Source organism: Klebsiella sp. PK18, assembly GCF_057784655.1.
Genome location: NZ_CM173493.1, coordinates 4,553,852 through 4,580,024, shown reverse-complemented (window position 1 = coordinate 4,580,024; position 26,173 = coordinate 4,553,852). Strand labels below are relative to the sequence as shown.

22 protein-coding genes, 4 tRNA genes and 3 rRNA genes are annotated in these 26,173 nt (G+C 54.8%); 16 read left to right on the top strand and 13 right to left on the bottom strand.

Going from position 1 to position 26,173, the window contains the following annotated elements; translation table 11 throughout:
• The first annotated feature begins 6 nt into the window (after positions 1 to 6).
• Entirely contained in the window at positions 7 to 705 is a 699-nt protein-coding gene (gene nlpE, locus AC3EMD_RS22615) for an envelope stress response activation lipoprotein NlpE (protein ID WP_012542804.1), read from the top strand.
• A 130-nt stretch (positions 706 to 835) separates the two neighbouring features.
• Here the strand turns inward: nlpE and AC3EMD_RS22610 are convergent, their stop codons facing one another.
• The 7 genes from AC3EMD_RS22610 to metN all read right to left on the bottom strand — a co-directional run bounded on the left by AC3EMD_RS22610 (position 836) and on the right by metN (position 7,325).
• Positions 836 to 1,678 (bottom strand): YaeF family permuted papain-like enzyme, encoded by an 843-nt coding sequence (locus AC3EMD_RS22610; RefSeq protein ID WP_032756261.1) that lies wholly within the window; start codon positions 1,676 to 1,678, stop codon positions 836 to 838.
• A 59-nt stretch (positions 1,679 to 1,737) separates the two neighbouring features.
• Entirely contained in the window at positions 1,738 to 3,456 is a 1,719-nt protein-coding gene (proS, locus tag AC3EMD_RS22605; RefSeq protein WP_012968899.1) for a proline--tRNA ligase, read from the bottom strand.
• Positions 3,457 to 3,569: 113 nt separating this feature from the next.
• Positions 3,570 to 4,277: a tRNA (N6-threonylcarbamoyladenosine(37)-N6)-methyltransferase TrmO gene (tsaA, locus tag AC3EMD_RS22600; RefSeq protein ID WP_008807338.1), complete on the bottom strand. Its 708-nt coding sequence runs from the start codon at positions 4,275 to 4,277 to the stop codon at positions 3,570 to 3,572.
• Entirely contained in the window at positions 4,274 to 4,681 is a 408-nt protein-coding gene (rcsF, locus tag AC3EMD_RS22595; RefSeq protein WP_008807337.1) for an Rcs stress response system protein RcsF, read from the bottom strand. The genes tsaA and rcsF overlap by 4 nt, the downstream gene beginning before the upstream one ends.
• A gap of 107 nt (positions 4,682 to 4,788) precedes the next feature.
• Positions 4,789 to 5,604: a methionine ABC transporter substrate-binding lipoprotein MetQ gene (gene metQ / locus AC3EMD_RS22590; RefSeq protein ID WP_008807336.1), complete on the bottom strand. Its 816-nt coding sequence runs from the start codon at positions 5,602 to 5,604 to the stop codon at positions 4,789 to 4,791.
• 43 nt (positions 5,605 to 5,647) lie between these two features.
• A complete protein-coding gene (locus AC3EMD_RS22585) occupies positions 5,648 to 6,301 on the bottom strand; it encodes a methionine ABC transporter permease MetI (protein ID WP_004204478.1) in 654 nt (217 codons plus the stop codon).
• Positions 6,294 to 7,325 (bottom strand): methionine ABC transporter ATP-binding protein MetN, encoded by a 1,032-nt coding sequence (gene metN, locus AC3EMD_RS22580; RefSeq protein WP_008807334.1) that lies wholly within the window; start codon positions 7,323 to 7,325, stop codon positions 6,294 to 6,296. The genes AC3EMD_RS22585 and metN overlap by 8 nt, the downstream gene beginning before the upstream one ends.
• Before the next feature lie 188 nt (positions 7,326 to 7,513).
• Here metN and gmhB point away from each other — a divergent pair, with 188 nt between their 5' ends.
• From gmhB to dkgB, 8 genes are all read left to right on the top strand, one after another.
• Positions 7,514 to 8,080 (top strand): D-glycero-beta-D-manno-heptose 1,7-bisphosphate 7-phosphatase, encoded by a 567-nt coding sequence (gene gmhB / locus AC3EMD_RS22575; protein ID WP_008807333.1) that lies wholly within the window; start codon positions 7,514 to 7,516, stop codon positions 8,078 to 8,080.
• Between the two features lie 369 nt (positions 8,081 to 8,449).
• Positions 8,450 to 9,989, top strand: a 16S ribosomal RNA gene (locus AC3EMD_RS22570).
• 71 nt (positions 9,990 to 10,060) lie between these two features.
• Positions 10,061 to 10,137 (top strand) — tRNA-Ile (locus AC3EMD_RS22565).
• 106 nt (positions 10,138 to 10,243) lie between these two features.
• A tRNA-Ala gene (locus tag AC3EMD_RS22560) sits at positions 10,244 to 10,319 on the top strand.
• A gap of 169 nt (positions 10,320 to 10,488) precedes the next feature.
• Positions 10,489 to 13,392: ribosomal RNA gene (locus AC3EMD_RS22555) — 23S ribosomal RNA — on the top strand.
• Positions 13,393 to 13,584: 192 nt separating this feature from the next.
• Positions 13,585 to 13,700 (top strand): 5S ribosomal RNA (rrf, locus tag AC3EMD_RS22550).
• The 16S, 23S and 5S rRNA genes sit together here with 3 tRNA genes alongside, the layout of an rRNA operon.
• Before the next feature lie 57 nt (positions 13,701 to 13,757).
• Positions 13,758 to 13,834: transfer RNA gene (locus AC3EMD_RS22545), tRNA-Asp, on the top strand.
• Between the two features lie 164 nt (positions 13,835 to 13,998).
• A complete protein-coding gene (gene dkgB / locus AC3EMD_RS22540; RefSeq protein ID WP_254733368.1) occupies positions 13,999 to 14,802 on the top strand; it encodes a 2,5-didehydrogluconate reductase DkgB in 804 nt (267 codons plus the stop codon).
• Between the two features lie 45 nt (positions 14,803 to 14,847).
• On the opposite strand, the gene yafC is transcribed toward dkgB, so the two are convergent.
• Positions 14,848 to 15,753, bottom strand: coding sequence for a DNA-binding transcriptional regulator YafC (yafC, locus tag AC3EMD_RS22535; protein WP_012968896.1), 906 nt, complete (start codon positions 15,751 to 15,753; stop codon positions 14,848 to 14,850).
• A gap of 104 nt (positions 15,754 to 15,857) precedes the next feature.
• Here yafC and AC3EMD_RS22530 point away from each other — a divergent pair, with 104 nt between their 5' ends.
• The 3 genes from AC3EMD_RS22530 (at position 15,858) to AC3EMD_RS22520 (ending at position 18,805) form a co-directional block, all read left to right on the top strand.
• Complete coding sequence (locus AC3EMD_RS22530) at positions 15,858 to 17,048, top strand: MFS transporter (RefSeq protein ID WP_008805250.1); 1,191 nt, start codon at positions 15,858 to 15,860, stop codon at positions 17,046 to 17,048.
• 101 nt (positions 17,049 to 17,149) lie between these two features.
• A complete protein-coding gene (locus AC3EMD_RS22525; RefSeq protein WP_002889629.1) occupies positions 17,150 to 17,947 on the top strand; it encodes an endonuclease/exonuclease/phosphatase family protein in 798 nt (265 codons plus the stop codon).
• Between the two features lie 87 nt (positions 17,948 to 18,034).
• A complete protein-coding gene (locus AC3EMD_RS22520) occupies positions 18,035 to 18,805 on the top strand; it encodes a class I SAM-dependent methyltransferase (RefSeq protein WP_008805251.1) in 771 nt (256 codons plus the stop codon).
• A 59-nt stretch (positions 18,806 to 18,864) separates the two neighbouring features.
• Here the strand turns inward: AC3EMD_RS22520 and mltD are convergent, their stop codons facing one another.
• Together mltD and gloB are read right to left on the bottom strand one after the other, a co-directional pair.
• Positions 18,865 to 20,232 carry a murein transglycosylase D gene (gene mltD / locus AC3EMD_RS22515; RefSeq protein WP_008805252.1) on the bottom strand — a complete coding sequence of 456 codons (1,368 nt, stop codon included), beginning with the start codon at positions 20,230 to 20,232 and terminating at the stop codon, positions 18,865 to 18,867.
• 71 nt (positions 20,233 to 20,303) lie between these two features.
• Positions 20,304 to 21,059, bottom strand: coding sequence for a hydroxyacylglutathione hydrolase (gene gloB, locus AC3EMD_RS22510; RefSeq protein ID WP_008805253.1), 756 nt, complete (start codon positions 21,057 to 21,059; stop codon positions 20,304 to 20,306).
• Between the two features lie 32 nt (positions 21,060 to 21,091).
• Here gloB and AC3EMD_RS22505 point away from each other — a divergent pair, with 32 nt between their 5' ends.
• A complete protein-coding gene (locus tag AC3EMD_RS22505) occupies positions 21,092 to 21,814 on the top strand; it encodes a class I SAM-dependent methyltransferase (protein ID WP_012968892.1) in 723 nt (240 codons plus the stop codon).
• Here AC3EMD_RS22505 and rnhA read toward each other — a convergent pair.
• Positions 21,811 to 22,278 carry a ribonuclease HI gene (gene rnhA / locus AC3EMD_RS22500; RefSeq protein ID WP_004204620.1) on the bottom strand — a complete coding sequence of 156 codons (468 nt, stop codon included), beginning with the start codon at positions 22,276 to 22,278 and terminating at the stop codon, positions 21,811 to 21,813. The genes AC3EMD_RS22505 and rnhA overlap by 4 nt on opposite strands.
• Before the next feature lie 64 nt (positions 22,279 to 22,342).
• On the opposite strand from rnhA, the gene dnaQ reads away from it, so the two are divergent.
• On the top strand, positions 22,343 to 23,074 hold the full coding sequence (gene dnaQ, locus AC3EMD_RS22495; protein WP_004204621.1) for a DNA polymerase III subunit epsilon: 732 nt from the start codon (positions 22,343 to 22,345) through the stop codon (positions 23,072 to 23,074).
• Positions 23,075 to 23,207: 133 nt separating this feature from the next.
• A tRNA-Asp gene (locus AC3EMD_RS22490) sits at positions 23,208 to 23,284 on the top strand.
• Between the two features lie 59 nt (positions 23,285 to 23,343).
• Here AC3EMD_RS22490 and AC3EMD_RS22485 read toward each other — a convergent pair.
• Complete coding sequence (locus AC3EMD_RS22485) at positions 23,344 to 24,225, bottom strand: LysR family transcriptional regulator (protein ID WP_064323851.1); 882 nt, start codon at positions 24,223 to 24,225, stop codon at positions 23,344 to 23,346.
• 103 nt (positions 24,226 to 24,328) lie between these two features.
• Here AC3EMD_RS22485 and eamB point away from each other — a divergent pair, with 103 nt between their 5' ends.
• Positions 24,329 to 24,919 (top strand): cysteine/O-acetylserine transporter, encoded by a 591-nt coding sequence (gene eamB / locus AC3EMD_RS22480; protein WP_004204623.1) that lies wholly within the window; start codon positions 24,329 to 24,331, stop codon positions 24,917 to 24,919.
• Positions 24,920 to 24,947: 28 nt separating this feature from the next.
• On the opposite strand, the gene AC3EMD_RS22475 is transcribed toward eamB, so the two are convergent.
• Positions 24,948 to 26,048, bottom strand: a complete 1,101-nt coding sequence (locus tag AC3EMD_RS22475; protein WP_012542797.1) for an AI-2E family transporter — start codon at positions 26,046 to 26,048, stop codon at positions 24,948 to 24,950.
• Positions 26,049 to 26,173 lie beyond the last annotated feature (125 nt).

Sequence of the window (26,173 nt, the reverse complement as noted above, 5' to 3'; positions counted from 1 at the left end):
AGCAAAGTGAAGAAAATCGTATTCTCCGTGATAGCGGCCTGCTCGCTGTTCGCGCTGTTTGGTTGTAACCATCGCGCCGAGACTGACACCGTACAGCCAGCGGCGATGGAAGAGCTCAAACCGATGCAGCAAAGCTGGCGTGGGGTGCTGCCTTGCGCGGATTGTGAAGGTATCGACACCTCGCTGTTCCTGGAAAAAGACGGTACCTGGGTGATGAACGAGCACTACCAGGGCGCTCGTCGTGAACCGTCATCTTTTGCCTCTTATGGCACCTGGGCTCGCACAGCGGATAAACTGGTGCTGACCGACAGCAAAGGCGAGAAATCATATTTTCGCGCGAAGGGCGACAAGCTGGAGATGCTTGACCGCAACGGGAGCCCCGTTCAGTCTCCTCTCAATTATACCCTGGAGCCGGTGAAGGCCAGCCTGCCGACCACCCCGATGGCGATGCGCGGCATGTATTTCTATATGGCCGATGCGGCAACCTTTACCGATTGCGCGACCGGTAAACGCGTCGCGGTGGCGAACAATGCCCAGCTTGAGCGGGATTATGCCGCTGCCCGCGGCAATGATTCACGACCGGTGCTGCTGGTGGTGGAGGGGCACTTTACCCTCGAGGCGAACCCGGACACCGGCGAAATGATGAAGACGCTGATGACGGACCAGGCCGGCAAATTTATTCCCGGTAAAGACTGTAGCCATTGATTGTCAGGCCCCTGCCCGGGAAACGGGCAGGGGATGATCCCACACAGTCCCCCTACTTGCTCCTGCTATTCGCCCTGTCATATACAGAGTGAGCGTGGGTCTGGCTGGCGGAAAAGCGCAAATCTTTTCTTTACTCCGCATCGTCCTTCGGTTTATTCAGCCCCACCAGCTTCCCGGCCTGAAGATAAACGCCCAGTTTCAGATGCCCGACATACTGTAGCTGCGTTTCGGGTTTAAACGTGGCGACGTCTCCTTCCCGCATGTGCAGCAGATCGGAAGGACTTATCCACGCCGCCTGCGCCAGGGTCAGCGGATGCCCGGCTCTGACGAAGGCCTCGCTAACAAACTCCGAGCAAAACCATGCTTTCTTGTCGGCGCTTGCCGCATCGCCCAGTTGCGCTTTGGCCAGGCCGCTCACGCACTGCTGACGAAAGTTACGCGAGAAAGGGTTGAGCGAGCAGAGCGGTTTGGTGACCATATAAGGGATAAACTGAATAATGCCGCGATAGTTATACCCGCTGTCTTTGACCTGCCAGACAAAATTTTTCATCGCCGTTGCCTGGTCCGGCGTCAGGTCGGGCACCCTGAGGGCAAAGAGTTTATCGCTATGCGCCAGCGCCTGCTGAACAGAAATCACCTGTACGCCAGCGCCGGTGGCTTCCGCGATCTGACCCTCGCCAAGATACAGTGCGACGTGGCTAACGGAAGAGGCGCTGAAGGCGCGGATCCCAAGCGAAGTGATACCCATGCTGGACGAGAAGAGCAGGTCGCCGGAACGGAGATCGCTTTCGTCAATTTCGTGGAGCCCGCTGCCGGCAATCGAGCTTTGACGCTGGAGAGTGACAGCCCATGGCGGGGAGCGGCCCTCGGTAGCGGATGCGGAAGCGGCGCTGCGGCCGACGTCTATGGTGCAGGCGGTAAGCAGCAGCAGGGCGGAAGTAAGCAATCCGCTGCTGAGGATAGGTGCAGTCATGGGTACTTTCCTTGTAAAAAAAAGGCCCTGACATCCGTTCAGGGCCCTGAGGTGGTTGCTTAGCCTTTTATCGCTTTAACCAGATATTCCACGATATCACCGGTTTTAATCAGCTGCTTCTCACCATTGCGACGATACTTGTATTCGATATCATCGTTATCGAGGTTCCGATCGCCCAGCACGATGGTGTGCGGAATACCGATCAGTTCCATATCGGCGAACATCACGCCCGGACGCTCTTTACGGTCGTCCATCAGCACATCGATGCCGTGCGCACGCAGCTCGGCGTACAGCTTCTCGGCCAGCTCCTGCACGCGATAGGACTTGTGCATATTCATCGGCAGAATTGCCACCTGGAACGGCGCGATGGCGTCTGGCCAGATAATCCCGCGATCGTCAAAGTTCTGCTCGATAGCGGCGGCCACCACACGGGTCACCCCAATACCGTAGCAACCCATGGTCAGGATCTGGTTACGGCCATCTTCGCCCTGAACTGCGGCATTCATCGCCTGAGAGTACTTAGTACCCAGCTGGAAGATGTGGCCCACTTCGATACCGCGCTTGATAAGCAGAGTACCCTTGCCGTCCGGGCTCGGATCGCCGGCAACGACGTTACGAATATCAGCAACTTCCGGAGTCGCGACGTCGCGATCCCAGTTGATGCCGAAGTAGTGTTTGCCATCGATGTTAGCGCCAGCGGCGAAATCGCTCATTACCGCGACGGTACGGTCGATAACCACCGGGATCGGCAGGTTCACCGGACCCAGGGAGCCCGGACCCGCTTTCACCAGAGCGCGGATCTCTTCTTCGGTGGCGAAGGTCAGCGGGCTGGCGACCTGCGGCAGTTTTTCCGCTTTCACTTCGTTCAGCTCGTGATCGCCGCGCACCAGCAGGGCAACCAGCGGGGAGGCGCTACCTTCAACCGCTTTCACCAGCAGGGTCTTCACGGTTTTTTCGATCGGCAGGTCGAACTGCTCAACCAGCTCGGCGATGGTTTTGGCGTTCGGCGTATCAACCAGGGTCATCTCCTGGGTGGCGGCTGCGCGCGGCTCTTTTGGCGCAACGGCTTCCGCAAACTCGATGTTTGCCGCGTAGTCGGAGCTGTCGGAGAAGATCACATCGTCTTCGCCGCTCTGCGCCAGCACCTGGAATTCATGAGAGGCGCTGCCGCCGATAGAACCGGTGTCAGCCTGTACCGCACGGAAATCCAGCCCCATACGACTGAAGATTTTGCTGTAAGCGGTATACATCGCGTCGTAGGTTTCCTGCAGCGATTCCTGAGAGGTATGGAAAGAGTAAGCATCTTTCATCAGGAATTCACGGGAGCGCATCACGCCGAAACGCGGGCGCACTTCGTCGCGGAATTTGGTCTGGATCTGATAGAAGTTCAGCGGCAACTGCTTATAGGAGTTCAGCTCGTTGCGGATCAGATCGGTAATGACCTCTTCGTGGGTTGGACCGAGGACGAACGGGCGATCGCCACGATCGGCAATGCGCAGCAGTTCCGGGCCATACTGCTCCCAGCGACCGCTCTCCTGCCACAGTTCAGAGGGCTGAACGACCGGCATTAACACCTCGATCGCACCGGCATTATTCATTTCTTCACGCACGATGTTTTCGACTTTTTTCAGGACGCGCACGCCGGTCGGCAGCCAGGTGTATAACCCGGAGGCCAGCTTGCGGATCATCCCGGCGCGCAGCATCAGCTGGTGGCTGATTACCTCGGCGTCGGCAGGTGTCTCCTTCAGAGTGGAGAGCAGATATTGGCTAGTACGCATGTTGTAACGGTTCCAGTTAAACGAGCGGAACAGGCTGGTTGCCCAGCCTGAAACAAAAAAAGTGGTTTAGTTTACCAGTGTGGCAAAGATGCCAAAAGAGAGGAAAAATAAAATTAGCGCGCTTCGAGGGCAAAGACTTCAAAACCAGAGGCAATCACCCGCCAGCGGACGTTGAAATCCAGCAACCAGACGGCATAATTTTTTCCTGCTTCTTCCTCTTTACGGTAGGCCGGGCGCGGATCCTGCGCCAATACTTCGCGGATAAACGCTTTGATATGCGGGTAGCGTTTTTCCAGGGTCAGTAACTGTGCTTCTGTTTCCGGTGTAAAACTGACGTTCATACCCGCCAGCGGCGCCTGTTGCGCATAGCTGGCGCTGGCATCCGGCAGGGCTTCGGCGAAAGGAAGATACGGTTTGATATCAACCACCGGCGTCCCGTCGACGAGATCGAGGCTACCGAGTTCCAGGATCACCTGATCCTTCTGACAGCGAATGCCTTTCAGCTCAACCAGCGACATGCCGATGGGGTTGGGGCGAAACGTCGAACGGGTGGCGAAGACGCCCATCCGCGCATTGCCTCCCAGTCGGGGAGGGCGCACCGTCGGACGCCAACCGCCTTCCATGGTCTGATGAAACACAAACAGGATCCACAGATGGCTGAAGTTTTCCAGGCCTCGCACGGCGTCGGCCTGGTTGTAGGGCGCAACCAGATGCAGTTCTCCGCCGCCGTGTTTCACCAGACCAGGCTGGCGAGGAACGGCAAATTTCTCTTTATACGGCGAGCGGATAACGCCTATCTGCGCGAACTGGAATGCACTCATTGTGCCGAAACGTTAAGCGCCGAGCCCAGACAAACCGCCTGACGGTAGCAGCCTGGCGTGCCGCTGGTCACTTCGCAGCGGTGAAGCAGGACGGCATTGGCTTTCATGCGTGCCGCATTCACCTGCAGACGCTTGCGGGCGGTTGGGATGTTCGGCGGAGAATCCTGATTTGAGGCCTGGCATGACTCACCAGTCACTTCACCCAGATCGCGGAACGGTTTTCCCACCAGCTCTGACGCATCGGTATAAATACGTACCGGCGCCGGACGGGTTGCGCGTGGTTTGCTCGGCTCAGATTTAACCGGGGGGGTTGCAGTGCTTTGAACAGGTTCAACGGGGGATCTGCTTAGCATGGAACAACCGCTTAACATGAGTGCTAACAAACAGACCGGTAAAGCACGCATAGTATTTCCTCAATGAATAAAAAACAGGGCGTTATTGAATCAGGTGCTTGCATAAATGACAAGACGGGCGTGAAGCCCGTCCTGAATGATATTACGGTGAGAAAAGATTACCAGCCTTTCACTGCGCCGCCGTTAAAGATCTTGTTCGCCGCTTCGTAAACTTCATCGCTCTGGTAAGCCTGAACGAATTTCTTCACATTCTCAGCATCTTTATTGTCTTCACGCGCCACAATCAGGTTCACGTAAGGAGACTCTTTGCCTTCAACAAAGATACCGTCTTTCGCCGGGGTCAGGCCAATCTGGCTGGCGTAAGTGGTGTTGATGACGGCCAGCGCAATCTGTGCGTCGTCCAGCGAACGCGGCAGCTGTGGCGCTTCCAGTTCAACAATTTTCAGGTTTTTCGGGTTCTCGACGATATCCAGCGAGGTCGGCAGCAGGCCCACGCCGTCTTTCAGTTTGATCAGACCCACCTGCTGCAGCAGCAGCAGGGAACGGCCGAGGTTAGTCGGATCGTTCGGGACGGCGATCTGCGAGCCCGGCTGCAGTTCGTCCAGCGATTTGATTTTCTTCGAGTAACCCGCGATCGGATAGACGAAGGTGTTGCCAACGGAGACCAGCTTATAGCCACGGTCTTTAATCTGCTGGTCGAGATACGGTTTATGCTGGAAGGCGTTCACGTCGATATCGCCTTTGCTTAGCGCTTCGTTTGGCAGCACGTAATCGTTGAAGGTCACCAGCTCAACATCGAGACCATACTTCTCTTTTGCCACTTTCTGCGCAACTTCAGCGACCTGCTGTTCCGCCCCGACGATAACGCCGACTTTAATATGATTCGGATCTTTTTCATCCTGACCGCAACCCACCAGCGCCAGAGAACCGATTAACGCGCCAACTGCCGCAAAGGTTTTGAAATTAAAGGCCATGTTATTTCCTTCCTGTAAGAATGAGTGTTGTCTGCCAATAACGTTATTTATGAGTCACAGCCCGGACGATACGATCGCCAGAGAATTGAATTAAATAAACCAGAATAACCAGTAACACCAGTACGGTATTCATCACCGTTGCGTTGTAGCCGATATAACCGTACTGATAACCAATCTGCCCCAGACCACCGGCGCCCACCGCGCCGCCCATGGCGGAGTAGCCTACCAGGGTAATAAGCGTGATGGTGGCGGCGTTGACCAGCCCCGGCAGCGCTTCAGGCAGCAGAACCTTGCGGACGATCTGCAGCGGTGTGGCGCCCATCGCGCGGGAGGCTTCGATGAGCCCGGTCGGGATCTCCAGCAGGGCGTTCTCCACCATGCGGGCGATAAACGGCGCGGCGCCCACCGTCAGCGGAACGATTGCCGCCTGCAGGCCGATCGAGGTGCCGACGATTACGCGGGTAAACGGGATCATCCAGACCAGCAGGATAATGAACGGAATGGAACGGAAAATGTTCACCAGCGCCGACAGAGTACGGTACAGTTTGGCATTGGCGACGATTTGCCCCGGCCGGGTCACATACAGCAGCACGCCCACCGGCAGACCAAGGACAAAACCGAAGAAGCCGGAGACAAAGGTCATTGCCAGCGTTTCCCATACGCCGCGCAACAGCAGCCACATCATTGCCTCAGACATAACCCAATACCTCTACTTTTACATGATGTTCCTGCAGCCAGGCGATGGCCGCCTGAGTGTCTTCCTGTGTACCGTGCATTTCGGTGAGCATGATGCCGAACTTCACCCCGCCGGCATAATCCATCTGCGCGCTGATAATGTTGTTATTCACATTGAAGCGACGCGCGGTTTCAGAGAGCAGCGGCGCATCGACGGAGTGGCCGGTAAATTCCATACGCAGCATCGGCACGCTATCCGCTGCGGCGGTAGGTTTCAGGCGCGCCTGGTAGTCATCCGGAATATCGAGGTGCAGCGTGGACTGAATAAACTGCTGGGCCAGCGGCGTCTTCGGATGGGAGAAGACTTCGCTCACCGTATCCTGCTCGATCAGTTGACCGTTGCTAATGACCGCCACGCAGTCGCAGATGCGTTTCACCACATCCATTTCGTGGGTGATCAGCAGAATGGTCAGTCCCAGACGCCGGTTAATGTCTTTCAGCAGTTCGAGAATGGAACGGGTGGTGGCCGGGTCGAGGGCGCTGGTGGCTTCATCGCACAGCAATACCTTCGGGTTGCTGGCCAGCGCGCGGGCAATAGCGACGCGCTGTTTCTGGCCACCGGAGAGATTAGCCGGGTAGCTGTCGTGCTTATCACCCAGGCCGACGAGATCCAGCAGCTCCGTCACACGACGTTTGATTTCTGCCTGCGGGGTGTTATCCAGTTCCAGGGGCAACGCGACGTTGCCGAAAACGGTCCGGGAGGCCAGCAGGTTAAAATGCTGGAAAATCATGCCAATCTGACGGCGCGCACGGGTTAGCTCTTTTTCCGACAGTGCAGTCAATTCCTGACCGTCAACCTGTACGCTGCCCTCGGTCGGGCGCTCCAGCAGGTTGACGCAGCGAATCAGCGTACTTTTACCGGCGCCGGAGGCACCGATGACGCCATAAATTTGTCCGGCAGGGACATGCAGGCTGACGTTATTCAGCGCCTGAATGCTGCGATTCCCCTGCTGGAACACTTTGGTGATATTGGAAAGTTTAATCATCAGTTATTTATTATCGTTTAGCCGTTTGCCGTGGCATTTTCTTCTGCCGTATCCAGGCGATGCCTGGCAATGAAATGGATGTTAAGGCATCCAGACGTCTAAATCAATCTGACTCTTTATAATGAGCACTTTCTTGCATGCTGAAACATGCGATACTAACGGCACTAGCCTTTTTCAGGAGCAAACCGGTGGCAAAGTCAGTACCCGCAATTTTTCTCGACCGTGACGGCACTATTAATGTCGATCATGGCTACGTCCACGAAATCGACAATTTTGAATTTATCGATGGCGTCATTGACGCGATGCGCGAACTAAAAGAGATGGGCTATGCGCTGGTGCTGGTCACTAACCAGTCCGGTATTGCACGCGGTAAATTTACCGAAGCCCAGTTTGAAACGCTGACCGAATGGATGGACTGGTCTCTGGCCGATCGTGGCGTCGACCTGGACGGTATCTACTATTGCCCGCATCACCCGCAGGGTGCGGTGGAGGAGTACCGTCAGACTTGTGATTGTCGTAAACCGCATCCGGGGATGCTGATCTCCGCCCGCGATTATCTGCATATCGATATGGCTTCTTCCTATATGGTAGGGGACAAACTGGAAGATATGCAGGCTGCTGCGGCGGCAGATGTCGGTACTAAAGTGCTGGTGCGTACCGGTAAGCCCCTGACTGAAGAAGCGGAAAAAGCGGCTGACTGGGTGCTAAATAGCCTGGCAGAGCTGCCTGCGGCGATTAAAAAGCAGCAAAAATAAGCGTTGCGTTTAAAAGATGAGCGGTTGAAATAAAATTGTATTTTTCCGCTTGTCATTCCCGGAGAGCTCCCTATAATGCGCCTCCATCGACACGGCGGATGTGAATCACTTCACACAAACAGCCGGTTCGGTTGAAGAGAAAAATCCTGAAATTCAGGGTTGACTCTGAAAGAGGAAAGCGTAATATACGCCACCTCGCGACAGAGCGCTAAAGCGCGTCGCAACTGCTCTTTAACAATTTATCAGACAATCTGTGTGGGCACTCAAAGTGACATGGATTCTTAACGTCCTCGGACGAAAAATGAATACCAAGTCTCTGAGTGAACATGCGTAATTCATTACGAAGTTTAATTCACGAGCATCAAACTTAAATTGAAGAGTTTGATCATGGCTCAGATTGAACGCTGGCGGCAGGCCTAACACATGCAAGTCGAGCGGTAGCACAGAGAGCTTGCTCTCGGGTGACGAGCGGCGGACGGGTGAGTAATGTCTGGGAAACTGCCTGATGGAGGGGGATAACTACTGGAAACGGTAGCTAATACCGCATAACGTCGCAAGACCAAAGTGGGGGACCTTCGGGCCTCATGCCATCAGATGTGCCCAGATGGGATTAGCTGGTAGGTGGGGTAACGGCTCACCTAGGCGACGATCCCTAGCTGGTCTGAGAGGATGACCAGCCACACTGGAACTGAGACACGGTCCAGACTCCTACGGGAGGCAGCAGTGGGGAATATTGCACAATGGGCGCAAGCCTGATGCAGCCATGCCGCGTGTGTGAAGAAGGCCTTCGGGTTGTAAAGCACTTTCAGCGGGGAGGAAGGCGGTGAGGTTAATAACCTCACCGATTGACGTTACCCGCAGAAGAAGCACCGGCTAACTCCGTGCCAGCAGCCGCGGTAATACGGAGGGTGCAAGCGTTAATCGGAATTACTGGGCGTAAAGCGCACGCAGGCGGTCTGTCAAGTCGGATGTGAAATCCCCGGGCTCAACCTGGGAACTGCATTCGAAACTGGCAGGCTAGAGTCTTGTAGAGGGGGGTAGAATTCCAGGTGTAGCGGTGAAATGCGTAGAGATCTGGAGGAATACCGGTGGCGAAGGCGGCCCCCTGGACAAAGACTGACGCTCAGGTGCGAAAGCGTGGGGAGCAAACAGGATTAGATACCCTGGTAGTCCACGCTGTAAACGATGTCGATTTGGAGGTTGTGCCCTTGAGGCGTGGCTTCCGGAGCTAACGCGTTAAATCGACCGCCTGGGGAGTACGGCCGCAAGGTTAAAACTCAAATGAATTGACGGGGGCCCGCACAAGCGGTGGAGCATGTGGTTTAATTCGATGCAACGCGAAGAACCTTACCTGGTCTTGACATCCACAGAACTTTCCAGAGATGGATTGGTGCCTTCGGGAACTGTGAGACAGGTGCTGCATGGCTGTCGTCAGCTCGTGTTGTGAAATGTTGGGTTAAGTCCCGCAACGAGCGCAACCCTTATCCTTTGTTGCCAGCGGTCCGGCCGGGAACTCAAAGGAGACTGCCAGTGATAAACTGGAGGAAGGTGGGGATGACGTCAAGTCATCATGGCCCTTACGACCAGGGCTACACACGTGCTACAATGGCATATACAAAGAGAAGCGACCTCGCGAGAGCAAGCGGACCTCATAAAGTATGTCGTAGTCCGGATTGGAGTCTGCAACTCGACTCCATGAAGTCGGAATCGCTAGTAATCGTAGATCAGAATGCTACGGTGAATACGTTCCCGGGCCTTGTACACACCGCCCGTCACACCATGGGAGTGGGTTGCAAAAGAAGTAGGTAGCTTAACCTTCGGGAGGGCGCTTACCACTTTGTGATTCATGACTGGGGTGAAGTCGTAACAAGGTAACCGTAGGGGAACCTGCGGTTGGATCACCTCCTTACCTTAAAGAACCTGCCTTTGTAGTGCTCACACAGATTGTCTGATGAAAATAGAGCAGTAAGTAATCTCTGCAGGCTTGTAGCTCAGGTGGTTAGAGCGCACCCCTGATAAGGGTGAGGTCGGTGGTTCAAGTCCACTCAGGCCTACCAAATTCGCTCTCGTGCTTTGTTGTGGCAAAGCTCGCATACTTCAGTATGCTTCGCTTCACCACGCCGCGCCCGAAAACGAATTAAGGTTAAAAGAGATTCATTCGATGGGGCTATAGCTCAGCTGGGAGAGCGCCTGCTTTGCACGCAGGAGGTCTGCGGTTCGATCCCGCATAGCTCCACCATCTTTACTGTAAACACAAGAAAACTTCAGAGTGAACCTGAAAAGGTGCACTGCGAAGTTTTGCTCTTTAAAAATCTGGATCAAGCTGAAAATTGAAACGACACACAGTTAATGTGTGTTCGAGTCTCTCAAATTTTCGCAATCAGAAGTGAAACATCTTCGGGTTGTGAGGTTAAGCGACTAAGCGTACACGGTGGATGCCCTGGCAGTCAGAGGCGATGAAGGACGTGCTAATCTGCGAAAAGCGTCGGTAAGGTGATATGAACCGTTACAGCCGGCGATGTCCGAATGGGGAAACCCAGTGTGATTCGTCACACTATCGTTAACTGAATACATAGGTTAACGAGGCGAACCGGGGGAACTGAAACATCTAAGTACCCCGAGGAAAAGAAATCAACCGAGATTCCCCCAGTAGCGGCGAGCGAACGGGGAGCAGCCCAGAGTCTGAATCAGCTTGTGTGTTAGTGGAACGGTCTGGAAAGTCCGACGGTACAGGGTGATAGTCCCGTACACCAAAATGCACAGGTTGTGAACTCGAAGAGTAGGGCGGGACACGTGGTATCCTGTCTGAATATGGGGGGACCATCCTCCAAGGCTAAATACTCCTGACTGACCGATAGTGAACCAGTACCGTGAGGGAAAGGCGAAAAGAACCCCGGCGAGGGGAGTGAAAAAGAACCTGAAACCGTGTACGTACAAGCAGTGGGAGCACCTTCGGGTGTGACTGCGTACCTTTTGTATAATGGGTCAGCGACTTATATTCTGTAGCAAGGTTAACCGTATAGGGGAGCCGCAGGGAAACCGAGTCTTAACTGGGCGTTAAGTTGCAGGGTATAGACCCGAAACCCGGTGATCTAGCCATGGGCAGGTTGAAGGTTGGGTAACACTAACTGGAGGACCGAACCGACTAATGTTGAAAAATTAGCGGATGACTTGTGGCTGGGGGTGAAAGGCCAATCAAACCGGGAGATAGCTGGTTCTCCCCGAAAGCTATTTAGGTAGCGCCTCGTGAATTCATCTTCGGGGGTAGAGCACTGTTTCGGCTAGGGGGTCATCCCGACTTACCAACCCGATGCAAACTACGAATACCGAAGAATGTTATCACGGGAGACACACGGCGGGTGCTAACGTCCGTCGTGAAGAGGGAAACAACCCAGACCGCCAGCTAAGGTCCCAAAGTCATGGTTAAGTGGGAAACGATGTGGGAAGGCACAGACAGCCAGGATGTTGGCTTAGAAGCAGCCATCATTTAAAGAAAGCGTAATAGCTCACTGGTCGAGTCGGCCTGCGCGGAAGATGTAACGGGGCTAAACCATGCACCGAAGCTGCGGCAGCGACACTATGTGTTGTTGGGTAGGGGAGCGTTCTGTAAGCCTGCGAAGGTGGCCTGTGAGGGTTGCTGGAGGTATCAGAAGTGCGAATGCTGACATAAGTAACGATAAAGCGGGTGAAAAGCCCGCTCGCCGGAAGACCAAGGGTTCCTGTCCAACGTTAATCGGGGCAGGGTGAGTCGACCCCTAAGGCGAGGCCGAAAGGCGTAGTCGATGGGAAACAGGTTAATATTCCTGTACTTGGTGTTACTGCGAAGGGGGGACGGAGAAGGCTATGTTAGCCGGGCGACGGTTGTCCCGGTTTAAGCATGTAGGCGGAGGTTCCAGGTAAATCCGGTACCTTTTAACGCTGAGGTGTGATGACGAGGCACTACGGTGCTGAAGTAACAAATGCCCTGCTTCCAGGAAAAGCCTCTAAGCATCAGGTAACATTAAATCGTACCCCAAACCGACACAGGTGGTCAGGTAGAGAATACCAAGGCGCTTGAGAGAACTCGGGTGAAGGAACTAGGCAAAATGGTGCCGTAACTTCGGGAGAAGGCACGCTGGTGTGTAGGTGAAGTCCCTGCGGATGGAGCTGAGACCAGTCGAAGATACCAGCTGGCTGCAACTGTTTATTAAAAACACAGCACTGTGCAAACACGAAAGTGGACGTATACGGTGTGACGCCTGCCCGGTGCCGGAAGGTTAATTGATGGGGTTATCCGTAAGGAGAAGCTCTTGATCGAAGCCCCGGTAAACGGCGGCCGTAACTATAACGGTCCTAAGGTAGCGAAATTCCTTGTCGGGTAAGTTCCGACCTGCACGAATGGCGTAATGATGGCCAGGCTGTCTCCACCCGAGACTCAGTGAAATTGAACTCGCTGTGAAGATGCAGTGTACCCGCGGCAAGACGGAAAGACCCCGTGAACCTTTACTATAGCTTGACACTGAACATTGAGCCTTGATGTGTAGGATAGGTGGGAGGCTTTGAAGCGTGGACGCCAGTCTGCGTGGAGCCAACCTTGAAATACCACCCTTTAATGTTTGATGTTCTAACGTAGGCCCCTGACCGGGGTTGCGGACAGTGTCTGGTGGGTAGTTTGACTGGGGCGGTCTCCTCCCAAAGAGTAACGGAGGAGCACGAAGGTTAGCTAATCCTGGTCGGACATCAGGAGGTTAGTGCAATGGCATAAGCTAGCTTGACTGCGAGCGTGACGGCGCGAGCAGGTGCGAAAGCAGGTCATAGTGATCCGGTGGTTCTGAATGGAAGGGCCATCGCTCAACGGATAAAAGGTACTCCGGGGATAACAGGCTGATACCGCCCAAGAGTTCATATCGACGGCGGTGTTTGGCACCTCGATGTCGGCTCATCACATCCTGGGGCTGAAGTAGGTCCCAAGGGTATGGCTGTTCGCCATTTAAAGTGGTACGCGAGCTGGGTTTAGAACGTCGTGAGACAGTTCGGTCCCTATCTGCCGTGGGCGCTGGAGAATTGAGGGGGGCTGCTCCTAGTACGAGAGGACCGGAGTGGACGCATCACTGGTGTTCGGGTTGTCATGCCAATGGCACTGCCCGGTAGCTAAATGCGGAAGAGATAAGTGCTGAAAGCATCTAAGCACGAAACTTGCCCCGAGATGAGTTCTCCCTGAGACTTTAAGTCTCCTGAAGGAACGTTGAAGACGACGACGTTGATAGGCCGGGTGTGTAAGCGCAGCGATGCGTTGAGCTAACCGGTACTAATGAACCGTGAGGCTTAACCTTACAACGCCGAAGCTGTTTTGGCGGATTTGAGAGAAGATTTTCAGCTCTGATTCAGAGTCCGAAGGATTTTGCGCTGAGACAAGGCGGCAAACGAGGCGATGGAAGGAGCATACATAAGTATGTGACTGACATTCGCGAGAGCAGCCAACGCAGTATGAGCGCAAAAGACACAGGACGAGCACAAAGAATTTGCCTGGCGGCACTAGCGCGGTGGTCCCACCTGACCCCATGCCGAACTCAGAAGTGAAACGCCGTAGCGCCGATGGTAGTGTGGGGTCTCCCCATGTGAGAGTAGGGAACTGCCAGGCATCAAATTGCAGTAAGCCGGGGTGACAACCGGTGGTAATAAAGCGAAGAAATTCGGTGGAGCGGTAGTTCAGTCGGTTAGAATACCTGCCTGTCACGCAGGGGGTCGCGGGTTCGAGTCCCGTCCGTTCCGCCACTTATTAAGAGCCCTGAGCATTTGCTCAGGGCTTTTTTGTTTGATCTGTTCTCTATTATTGCTAATTCAGCAAAAATCCTCTGCATTAATCGCTCTTTTTCTCCTCCACACCATCAGCCATAATTTCATCCGTTAACCGAAATGAAGAAATAACGAGGAAAATCATGGCAATCCCTGCATTTGGTCTTGGCACCTTCCGTCTGAAAGATGATGTTGTTATCGCATCCGTAAAAACCGCGCTGGAGCTGGGCTATCGTGCTATCGACACCGCGCAAATCTATGACAACGAAGCCGCGGTGGGTCAGGCCATCGCCGAAAGCGGCGTGCCGCGTGATGAGCTGTTCATCACGACCAAAATCTGGATCGAAAACCTGAGCAAAGACAAACTCATCGCCAGCCTGAAAGAGAGCCTGCAGAAGCTGCGCACTGACTATGTTGATCTCACGCTGATCCACTGGCCGTCACCGAACGATGCGGTAGCTGTTGAAGAGTTTATGGCAGCCCTGATGGAAGCGAAGAAGCTGGGGCTGACCCGTCAGATCGGTATCTCCAACTTCACTATTCCACTGATGGAGCGCGCGATTGCCGCCGTTGGCGCTGAGAATATCGCGACTAACCAGATTGAGCTCTCGCCGTATCTGCAAAACCGTAAAGTGGTCGATTGGGCGCGTGAGCACGGCATCCATATCACCTCTTACATGACGCTGGCCTACGGTAATGCACTGAAAGATGAAGTGATTGCCCGCATCGCGGCGAAACATGGTGCGACCCCAGCGCAGGTTATCCTGGCATGGGCGATGGGCGAAGGCTATGCGGTTATCCCATCGTCCACCAAACGTGACAACCTGGCCAGCAACCTGAAAGCGCAGGATCTGCAGCTGGATGATGAAGATCGTAAAGCGATCGCCGCACTCGACTGCAACGATCGTCTGGTGAGTCCGGAAGGTCTGGCTCCACAGTGGGATTAATCTCCCGCTTTCGGCATGCCGTTCGCACTGCCGTCTGAGACGATATTACGACAGCTCCTTCGGGAGCTGTTTGACGTGCTCACTTAGAAAGTCAATAAATGCCCTGATGCGCGTGCTGACCGCCCGGTCGCTGTAGTACACCGCACTGAATGGCATCTCCACCGGCAAGCGTTTGTCGGCAAGTAACTCCACAAACTCCCCACGGCCAATCTCTTTATCCACCATATAATCCGACAAACAGGCTATGCCGTTACCGGTCAGGCACAGCTGCTTGAGCGTTTCGCCGCTATTGGAGGACACCGCCGATTCGATCTCTAACAGCTGACCATCGCAACAGGAGACCGGCCAGGTATTCAGCGATACCGGCTCGGTGAACCCGAGGCAGTGATGCTGTTTCAGATCTGACGGATGCTGCGGCATACCGTAGCGCGCGACATAGTCTGGCGAGGCGACGATCTTACGATAGCTGGTAAATAGCGGTCGGGCGCGCAGGCTGGAATCCGTTAAGGTCCCGGCCCGAATGGCCACATCCACTTTTCGTTCAATCAGGTTAATAAACGTCTCTGAAGAGACGAGCGACAGCGTCATTTCCGGGTAGCGCTCGCGAAATGGCTTCACCAGCGGCATGAGAAAATGCAGCATCACCGGCGTCGCGGCATCCACCCGCAGCAGGCCCCGCGGCGTTGTGCGCGTTTCCAGCAGGTCATTCTCTGCTGCCGCCATTTCCTGCAAGACCACCTGCATCCGGCGAAAATAGCGCTCGCCTTCCTCCGTCAGACTGAGCTGGCGGGTGGTCCGATTGAGCAGGCTTACGCCTAGCTTTGATTCCAGCTTCTTGACCGCCCGGCTGACGGCAGAGTTGGCCTGTCCGAGCTGCTCGGCCGCCCGGCTGAAACTTCCGCTTTCCACCACCGCCACAAAGATGGCGATCTCCTCTGATGTGGCTCTCATTATTGCACCTGTAGCAAAATTCTATTGATACTTTGATAGTTTTTGTTATTTATACAACCCTTCATACTACGTGTCATCTTAATCCTGATGCTACGGAGTAAATTATGCCACTGGCGCTATTTGCCTTAACTATCGGTGCCTTCGCGATTGGCACCACTGAATTTGTGATTGTCGGCCTGGTCCCGACTATCGCGCAACAACTCTCTATCTCTCTGCCTTCGGCGGGACTGCTGGTCTCTATCTACGCGCTGGGCGTGGCGATTGGCGCTCCGGTGCTGACGGCGTTAACGGGGCGTATGCCGCGTAAACAGCTGCTGCTGGCGTTGATGGTCCTGTTTACGGCGGGTAATGTGCTGGCCTGGCAGGCCCCGGGCTATGAAACGCTGATCCTGGCGCGATTGCTGACCGGTCTGGCACACGGCGTGTTCTTCTCTATTGGCTCGACAATCGCCACCAGCCTGGTGGCAAAAGAGAAAGCCGCCTCAGCTATCGCTATTATGTTCGGCGGCCTGACGGTCGCGCTGGTCACCGGGGTGCCGTTCGGGACTTTCATCGGTCAGCATTTTGGCTGGCGGGAAACGTTCCTCGCGGTATCGATTCTGGGCGTGATTGCGCTTATCAGCAGTCTGCTTCTGGTGCCGAATAATATTCCGGGCCGCGCCAGCGCCAGCCTGCGCGATCAGATGAAAGTCTTAACTCATCCTCGCCTGCTGATGATCTACGCCATTACCGCGCTGGGCTATGGCGGCGTATTTACCGCCTTTACTTTTCTTGCTCCGATGATGCAGGAGCTGGCCGGTTTCAGTCCGTCTGCGGTTAGCTGGATCCTGTTGGGCTACGGTGTCTCGGTCGCTATTGGCAATGTGTGGGGAGGCAAACTGGCCGATAAGCATGGCGCCGTCTCCGCGCTGAAGTTTATCTTCGCCGCGCTGGTTGTGCTGCTGCTGGTCTTCCAGTTGACCGCCAGCATCCACTATGCTGCGCTGGCAACGGTGCTGGTAATGGGTATTTTCGCCTTCGGCAACGTGCCGGGTCTGCAGGTATACGTGGTGCAAAAAGCCGAACAGTATACGCCTGGCGCCGTCGACGTCGCTTCCGGTCTCAATATTGCCGCCTTCAATATTGGTATTGCGCTGGGGTCCATCGTCGGTGGGCAGACAGTTGAACGGTATGGTCTGGCGCAGACGCCTTGGATTGGTGCGGTGATTGTGCTGGTCGCCCTGCTGTTGGTGATGCTGAGCGGTCGTTTAGATAAATCGCCGCGTCGTTCGACAGCGGTTTCTCTCGAAGGCTAGGGTTTATCGCAAATTGCATTGAAAGTGGATGGGAAAATCCCTATAACAGAAGAACCAGTCGTTGTTGGGCTGGTTTCTGTTATTGAGGATTGATGCCCAAATTGCGAAAGAATACCTATGCCATGCGCTACGTCGCCGGACAACCTGCGGAGAGGATATTGCCTCCGGGGGCGTTTGCGGGCGTCAGTCCGGTTTATCCTGCCGGCACGCCGTTAAGCAGCGATGAAAAGATCCGCGTGCTGGTATGGAATATCTTCAAGCAGCAGCGCGCAGAGTGGCAGTCGGTCCTCAAAAATTTCGGCAAAGATGCGCATTTGGTCCTGTTGCAGGAGGCGCAAACTACCCCAGAACTGGTCAGGTTCGCGACTTCAAACTATCTGGCCGCCGATCAGGTGCCGGCGCTGGTATTGCCGCAGCATCCTTCCGGCGTGATGACGCTGGCCTCCGCTCACCCCATCTATTGCTGTCCGCTGCGCGAGCGCGAGCCTATTTTGCGATTGCCGAAATCGGCGTTAGTGACCGTTTATCCGCTGCCCGATGCGCGGCTGCTGATGGTGGTCAACATCCATGCGGTCAACTTTAGCCTTGGCGTCGATGTCTACAGCAAGCAGTTGCTGCCGATCGGCGATCAGATCGCCCATCACAGCGGGCCGGTGATCATGGCCGGGGACTTCAATGCCTGGAGCCGGCCGCGAATGAACGCGCTGTACCGCTTTGCGCGTGAGATGTCGTTACGCGAAGTTCGTTTCTCTGACGATCAGCGCCGCCGTGCGTTTGGTCGTCCGCTCGATTTTGTGTTCTATCGTGGGTTAAGCGTGCACGATGCTTCCGTGCTGGTGACCCGCGCCTCCGATCACAACCCGCTACTAGTCGAATTCAGTCCCGGCAAGCCTGATTAATTTAAGGTATGTCAGGCCTGCCATCGGGCAGGTCTGCGTTCAGCACGATGCTGCCCTAAATTACTCACACAACCGAAGGACAACACAATGACAACACGCTCTCACCATGACAACGTCGAAAAGCAGTTCGGCTCCCAGGCCAGCGCCTATTTGACCAGCGCCGTGCACGCCTCCGGGCGCGATCTGCAGCGGCTGGCTGAACGGCTGGCCGATTTCCCTCAGGCGAAAGTGCTGGATATGGGCTGCGGGGCAGGGCACGCCAGCTTTACCGCGGCGGGACAGGTTGCCGAGGTGACCGCCTATGATTTATCAAGCCAGATGCTGGAAGTGGTTACCGCGGCGGCAAAAGAGAAAGGCTTTAGCAATATCGTGACCCAGCAGGGATATGCTGAAACGCTGCCGTTCGCTGATGCCAGCTTTGATGTGGTGATTAGCCGCTACTCCGCGCACCACTGGCATGATGTCGGCCAGGCGCTGCGTGAGGTGAAACGTGTTCTCAAGCCGGGCGGGGTGATGATCATAATGGACGTGATGTCGCCGGGTCATCCGGTGCGTGATGTCTGGTTGCAGACCGTGGAAGCGCTGCGCGATACCTCGCACGTGCGTAATTATTCCAGCGGCGAGTGGCTGGCGCTGGCCAATGACGCAGGCCTGGTGATTAATCATTTATCGACCGATCGCCTGCCGCTGGAGTTCAGCTCATGGGTGGCGCGGATGCGCACCCCAGAGGCGCTGGTAGAAGCGATTCGCTTATATCAGCAGAGCGCTTCGGCGGAGGTCAAAGCCTACTTCGAATTACAGCAGGACGGGTCGTTTACCAGCGATACCATCCTGTTCGAAGCGCATAAAGCGGTTTAATACGGGCAACAAAAAAGGCACCGGGGGAAGTCGGTGCCTTTTTATCGAACCCTGACGTATCAGGACTCTGGTCGATCGCTGTTTTTCACAAACAGCGTTAGCTGATCGCCAGGCCGCAGATTGTCGGTATCGCTGTTCCAGCGCATCACGTCGCGAATATTAACACCGTGACGCTTGGCGATGCTCGACAGCGAATCACCTTTGCGAACACGATAGGTGATGCTATCGCTGTTGTTCGCCAGGCGCTGTGCGCTGCTACCTGCGCCGACAACCAGACTCTGCCCGACTTTTAACCCTGAACCGCGCAGATTGTTCCACTGCTGCAAATCCCGGGTCGTGACGCCGAGACGCGAAGCAATCCCGGAAATCGTGTCGCCAGAGCGTACCTTATAGCTACGGCTGGTCAGCGGCGTATTGTCCGCGAGCTGCGTTGGCTGCACGGCGGCAATGTCGCCAGAGGCCAGCGATTCACGCAGCTGAGCGGCGTGCTTCTGCGGCACCATGACGTACTTTGGCCCACTCGCGCCCAGCGTTGACCCCTTTACGCCAGCGTTGAAGGTTTTCAGTTTGCTGACCGGCATTCCTGCCATGTCCGCGAGCTGAGAAATATCAACCGGGCTGTCGAGGCGAACGCGCGCCAGCGCACGGCTTTCATCGGCCGTAGGCAGCTTTACGCCGTAACGCTTGCTGTTTTTGAGAATGTCGCTCAACGCCAGCATTTTCGGTACGTAGATTTTCGTTTCATGCGGCAGAGACAGCGACCAGAAATCGGTGGGTTTACCACGCGAACGGTTCGCTTTTACTGCTTTCATGACCCGACCTTCGCCGCTGTTATAGGCTGCGACCGTTAATAACCAGTCGCCGTCGAACATTTTGTTCAGACGTTGCATCATGTCCAGCGCCGCGGTAGTAGATGCGACGACGTCACGACGCGCATCGTAACTGCGGGTCTGTTTTAAACCATAATTGCGCCCTGTGCTCGGAATGATCTGCCAAATGCCTGCGGCATTGGCGCCAGACGTCGCGTGTGGGTCAAAAGCGCTCTCCACTATGGGTAGTAATACCAGTTCCATTGGCATGTTACGTTTCTTAACCTGCCCGGCTATCCAGTACATATACGGCTCTGCCCGTAAAGTTACATCGTGGAGATAGCTCTTATTTCTTAAGTACTTCTGTTTCTGTTCGCGAATCCGGGGATTATCCGGTATTCCCATCTTTAGCTCGTCGCCTATGGAAGTCCACAGATCCTGGTCTTGCGCGTAGAAGGTTCCATCATCTAACCAGCGCGCTTGACTTGTGAACTTACCTGCTTCCCCTTGACCAGCCGCAGAAAGGCTCTGTGCTCGCTGTTCGACGGTGCCATCGTGCTTAGACGCCTGGCACCCCACCAGCAGGACAGAGGCGAGTAATATCGCTCGTGCCTTCATGTGTGTGTCAATAGTTGCTTAAAAGACGACCAAGGATAACGGCGAAGTTGGCCGATGACAAGAATTAAATATCAGAAGTCGTCTTTCTTTGACCTTAACCATGCAAATCGCGCCACAGAGTGTTGCAAATTTGTTTCTTGGTTAATTTTATCAATTAAATCAATATCATTTACGCGTAAAAATAAATTTATACGACGCTCATTTTTCAGAGTTACGGGTAGTGTTTTTTGTTTTTTTGCACGTAACTCATTAACTTTATGATAGTAATCGTTTATGTCCCTATCATCTGGCAGGATACTCAATGCAAACTTCATATTCGCTAACGTATATTCATGTGCGCAACATATGAGGGTTTCTTCAGGAAGGGCGTTAATTTTCATAAATGATTGATACATCTGCTCTGCAGTACCTTCGAAGAGCCTTCCGCAGCCGCCGGAGAACATTGTGTCGCCACAGAACAGATAAGGTTCGCTGTAGTAACAGATATGTCCTAATGTGTGACCTGGCGTAGAGAAAATGGAAAAATCGTGCCCGAGAATTGACAGCCGATCGCCATCGCCTACCACCTGAGTGACTCCCTTATCCTGGGTTTCCGCCGGCCCGTAAACCACTATAGAAGGGAATTTTTCACGTAATTGTTTTACGCCGCCGACGTGATCCTGATGGTGATGGGTTAGTAAAATGGCTTCGGGCTGCCATTGGTTTTCCTCAATGGCCGCCAGAACCGGCGCGGCTTCGCCTGGGTCAACGATGATGCAGCGGCCGTTATTCTCACTGAGAACCCAGATGTAGTTGTCCTGAAACGCGGGAATACTGATAAGATTCATAAATTACCTCTAAAGCGTAGCGGAAGGTGGCAATGAAGCCGGCAAGGATACCTCACACAGTGACAGCGCCTGAGCATTGGTCCAGTATGCCGTGGGGCGAATACTATCGCGAAACGCTGGAGCAGCAGATGAAACCGTGGCTGGCTAAATTATATGGCTTTCATCTGCTTAAGATTGGCAATCTGAGCGCGGAAATCAATACTGAAGCTTGCGCCATCTCGCACCAGGTCAATGTCTCGCTGGCAGGAAATCCGATGCAGGTTCGGGCCGATCCGCTGCATTTACCCTTTGCCGAAAAGTCCGTCGACGCCTGCCTGCTGGCGCACACCCTGCCGTGGTGTAGCGATCCGCATCGTCTGCTGCGGGAAGCCGATCGTGTACTGATCGATGATGGCTGGATGATCCTGACCGGGTTTAATCCGGTCAGCCTGATGGGGTTGCGTAAGCTGGTGCCGCTCCTGCGCAACGGTACGCCTTATAATAGCCGTATGTTTACGCTGATGCGCCAGCTGGACTGGCTGTCGCTACTCAACTTTGAAGTGCTGCACTATGGGCGTTATCAGGTTTTACCCTGGTCGCGCCACGGCGGCAAACTGCTGAGCACCCATCTGCCAGCGCTGGGCTGTTTGCAATTGATTGTCGCCCGTAAACGGACCATTCCGCTGACGCTCAATCCGATGAAATCCGGTAAAGCGAAAACCCAGCTGCGGCCGGCAGTCGGCGCCACCCGGCAGTGGCGCAAGGGGCAGAATTAGCTCTCCGGCTGGTAGCCGATGTCGTCCTGAGTGGGATGGGAGGCCGCCGCGCGGGCCAGCTCGTCGCAGCGTTCGTTTTCTGGATGGCCGGCGTGGCCCTTCACCCACTCCCATTTGATCTTATGCTGGCCAAGCGCAGCATCCAGCCGCTGCCAGAGGTCGACATTCTTTACCGGTTTTTTCTCTGCCGTTTTCCAGCCGCGCTTTTTCCAGTTGTGGATCCACTGGGTGATCCCCTGGCGGACATACTGGCTGTCGGTGCTGAGCACCACCTCACAATGCTCTTTTAACGCCTCGAGAGCGACGATTGCCGCCATCAGTTCCATGCGGTTATTGGTGGTCAGACGGTAGCCGGCGCTAAAGGTTTTTTCGTGCTGGCGGTAGCGCATGATGGCGCCGTAACCGCCGGGTCCTGGATTTCCCAGGCAAGAGCCGTCGGTGAAAATTTCTACCTGTTTGAGCATCTCTGGTAGACTTCCTGTAATTGAAATCGATTTGTAAACGATAAGTCTGACATAAATGACCGCTATGAGCACTGCAATTACGCGCCAGATTGTTCTCGATACCGAAACCACCGGTATGAACCAGATCGGGGCGCACTACGAAGGACACAAGATCATTGAGATTGGCGCGGTGGAGGTGATCAACCGCCGCCTGACCGGTAACAATTTCCATGTCTATCTGAAGCCCGATCGGCTGGTGGATCCTGAAGCATTCGGCGTGCACGGGATCGCCGATGAGTTCCTGCTGGACAAACCCACCTTTGCCGATGTGGCTGATGAGTTTATGGATTACATCCGCGGCGCGGAGCTGGTGATCCATAACGCCTCGTTCGATATCGGCTTTATGGATTATGAGTTCGGGAAGCTGAACCGCGGCATCGGGAAAACCGAGACCTTTTGTAAAATCACCGACAGCCTGGCGCTGGCGCGGAAAATGTTCCCCGGCAAGCGCAACAGCCTGGATGCGTTATGTTCGCGCTACGAAATAGATAACAGCAAGCGTACGCTGCACGGGGCATTACTCGATGCCCAGATCCTTGCCGATGTCTATTTGATGATGACCGGCGGCCAGACTTCGATGGCGTTCTCTATGGAAGGCGAAAGCCAGCAGCAGGCGGGAGAGATGGGCATTCAGCGCGTCGTCCGCGCCGCCAGCCAGTTACGGGTAGTTTATGCCTCTGATGAAGAACTGGTGAACCATGAATCCCGCCTCGATCTGGTACAAAAGAAAGGCGGAAGCTGCCTGTGGCGTGCCTGATAACCACTAAAATGGATTAAAAGTAGGCGGTTGGGCGATTTTTGCAGCAAACGATTCAAAACGGTAGAAAAAGCGTTGACGGGGTAGAGGGGAATCCGTAATATTCGCCTCGTTCCCAACGGAACAACAACGCGGAGCGGTAGTTCAGTCGGTTAGAATACCTGCCTGTCACGCAGGGGGTCGCGGGTTCGAGTCCCGTCCGTTCCGCCACTATTCAGAAAGCCTGAATCAGCAATGATTCAGGCTTTCGTCGTTTTCGTCGCCGAATTTCAGCGCGCCTCTTGTTCCTCCTGCATACACTGCATGAATACCCGCATCGCCGGACTGATTGCTTTCCCGGCGTGATGGGCGCAGAGCGCATGGATCGTCAGCGGCGTCTCGCTGAACGGCAGCTCGACCAGCGTCCCGCGTTTGAGTTCCTCCTCTACCGCAAAGCGCGGCAGAAAACTCACCCCTAGATTGCCCGCCACGCACTGCTTGATGCTTTCAATACTCCACAGTTCGATGGTGTTCTCCATGGTAATGCCGCGCTGGCGCAGGGTACTTTCAAAAATCTGCCGGAACACGCACTGGGGTTCGTTGATGATAAAGCTCAATGGGATATGCTGCCGCGGGCGCAGGAAGTCGACCGGCGCCTGATCGACTGACGCGACCAGCGCCAGCGGCTGCGGGCCAAGTTCCATCATGGTGAGCGCATCATCGTTGCCAACCCGGTAAAACACCCCCAGGTCGACTTCGTCAGCGAGCAGCGCATCACGGATGTTGTAGCAATTGAGTGACTGCAGTGACAGGCGGACCTTCGGGGCGCGTTGCTTAAAACGCTGCAGCACCGGCGGCATTTTGTACGCCAGCAGGGTTTCACCAGTGGCGACGCGAAGTTCGCCGCCGGGTTCATCGTCCTGGCGCGCCGCCTGGCGAATCGACGCCATTACTTTGGTCAAGTCGTAGACATGCGGCAGGACATTCTTACCCGCGGCGGTGAGACACATCCGCCGGCCAATTTTCTCAAACAGCGGGATGGCAAGCTCCTGCTCAAGCTGCTGGATATGAAAGGTTACGGTGGACTGGGTGCAGCACAGTTTCTGCGAGGCGCGCAGAAAGGATCCTTCTTCGACAACCGTTTTGAAAGTGATAAAGCGTCGCAGATCCATATTTCCTCTTTATATCGACATTCTCGAATTCAGAATGAAAAAACATTCATTTTTTTAAATTATCAGCTTCGGGTACTGTCTGCCAGTCAAGAGGAGAAAACACGTGACACCTACCCTGATTAGCGCCTTTTTAACTTACACCCTGATCACCGCCCTGACGCCCGGGCCGAATAATATTCTGGCGCTGAGCAGCGTCACCGCGCACGGCTTTCGACGGAGCATGCGGGTTCTGGCCGGCATGAGCCTGGGGTTTGTGATCATCATGCTGATTTGTGCCGGGCTGACGTTCACTCTCGTTACCCTGGATGAGGGGATAACCTCCCTGCTACGCTGGGTCGGCGCAGGGTATATCCTGTGGCTGGCCTGGCACATTGCCCGCAGCGACCCGGCCAGCGGTGGGCAGGAGGAGCGGCCTGTCAGCTTCTGGGCCAGCCTGGGGCTGCAGTTTGTGAATGTAAAAATTATCCTGTACGGCATCACGGCCCTGTCGACCTTTGTTCTGCCAGTGACTCGCGAGCCATTCTGGCTGGTGATGATAAGCCTGTTGCTATCAGTAATAGGCGTTGCCGGCAATCTTTGCTGGGCGCTGGCCGGTCATCTGTTTCAGCCGGTGTTCGAACGCCATGGAAGAGGGTTAAATCTGCTGCTGGCGCTGCTGCTGGTCTGGTGCGCGGTACGAATGTTTATGGAATGAATTAAGGGAGCGTAACGCTCCCTTGAGGTTATTTATCCTGCGGCAGGGCGGGTTGCCCTTCATTTACCCAGGTCATGAAGATCCGATAACCGATGGCCAGCAGGGTGGCGCCGAGAAACATACCGAGAATGCCGTTAGAGGCCATTCCGCCGAGGGCGCCCAGCAGCACTACCGGCATTGGCGCGTCGACTCCGCGCCCCAGCAGCAGAGGTTTGAGGACGTTATCGGCCATGCCGGCGACGATCAGCAGGATGGTGTAGAAGATATCCATGCCGGTACTGTGGGTGCCGAGACTCCACATTAGCGCAATGGCCGGGGCCGTCACCAGGATCACCGGCACCTGGGCAATGCCGAGGATCAGGGCCAGAATAAAGAAGATCCCGACGGCGGGAATGCTGGCCATCAGCATGATCACGCCGACCAGCAGCGCCTGGATCAATGCCACCCCGATGACGCCCTGGGCGACCGCGCGGATGGTGCTGGTGCACAGGCGGGTGAGGGTCACGCCTTTATTTTCATCGGTAATACGGATGGCAATACGCTGGGCGCTGATGGCGCCCGCTGCGCCCCAGGCCATCATAATTCCCGAGACGATAAACGAAATAATAAAGCCAATCAGCCCGCCGCCCATGCTGGCCAAAATACTGAGAAACTGTTTGGCAATGTCGCCGATTTGCGAGCGGTAATTACTGAGCAGTCCCGGGAGATCGACGGAAGCTCTCATCCACAGGGCGCTAAGCCGTTCGCCAATGATCGGTAACGCGGCAATGCGCGAGGAGGGCGGGGGAATGGTAAAGCTCTGGCTGCCCATCTTGTCTATCATGGCGCTGGCGCTTTCCGCCAACGAGGTGATCATCAGCACCGTGGGGATGACGATCAGTAAAATACCTAACAACACCAGCACCACTGACGCCAGTCCCTGTTTGCCCGCTAACAATCCGGCAAAATATTGATGTAAGGGATAGAGCGCCACGGCGAGGATCAGCGCCCAGAGCATCATATTGATAAAGGGAGAAAAGACGGTAAAACAGAATGAGGCCAGCGCCAGAATAAGCCCGAACCGAATAAACATATCGAGAAAGCGGGTGACCAGCCGTTTTTCAATCAACAGCAGATTATTATTATCCATTTTCTTTTACGCTCACATAATATTCTTACGCCAACGCTCAGCGTTGTTTAACAAAACACGCCAGCAACAGAAAATTCATGATTTACAACGCAGAAGTGAGTTGAAGGTGATCTCCGCCCATTTGG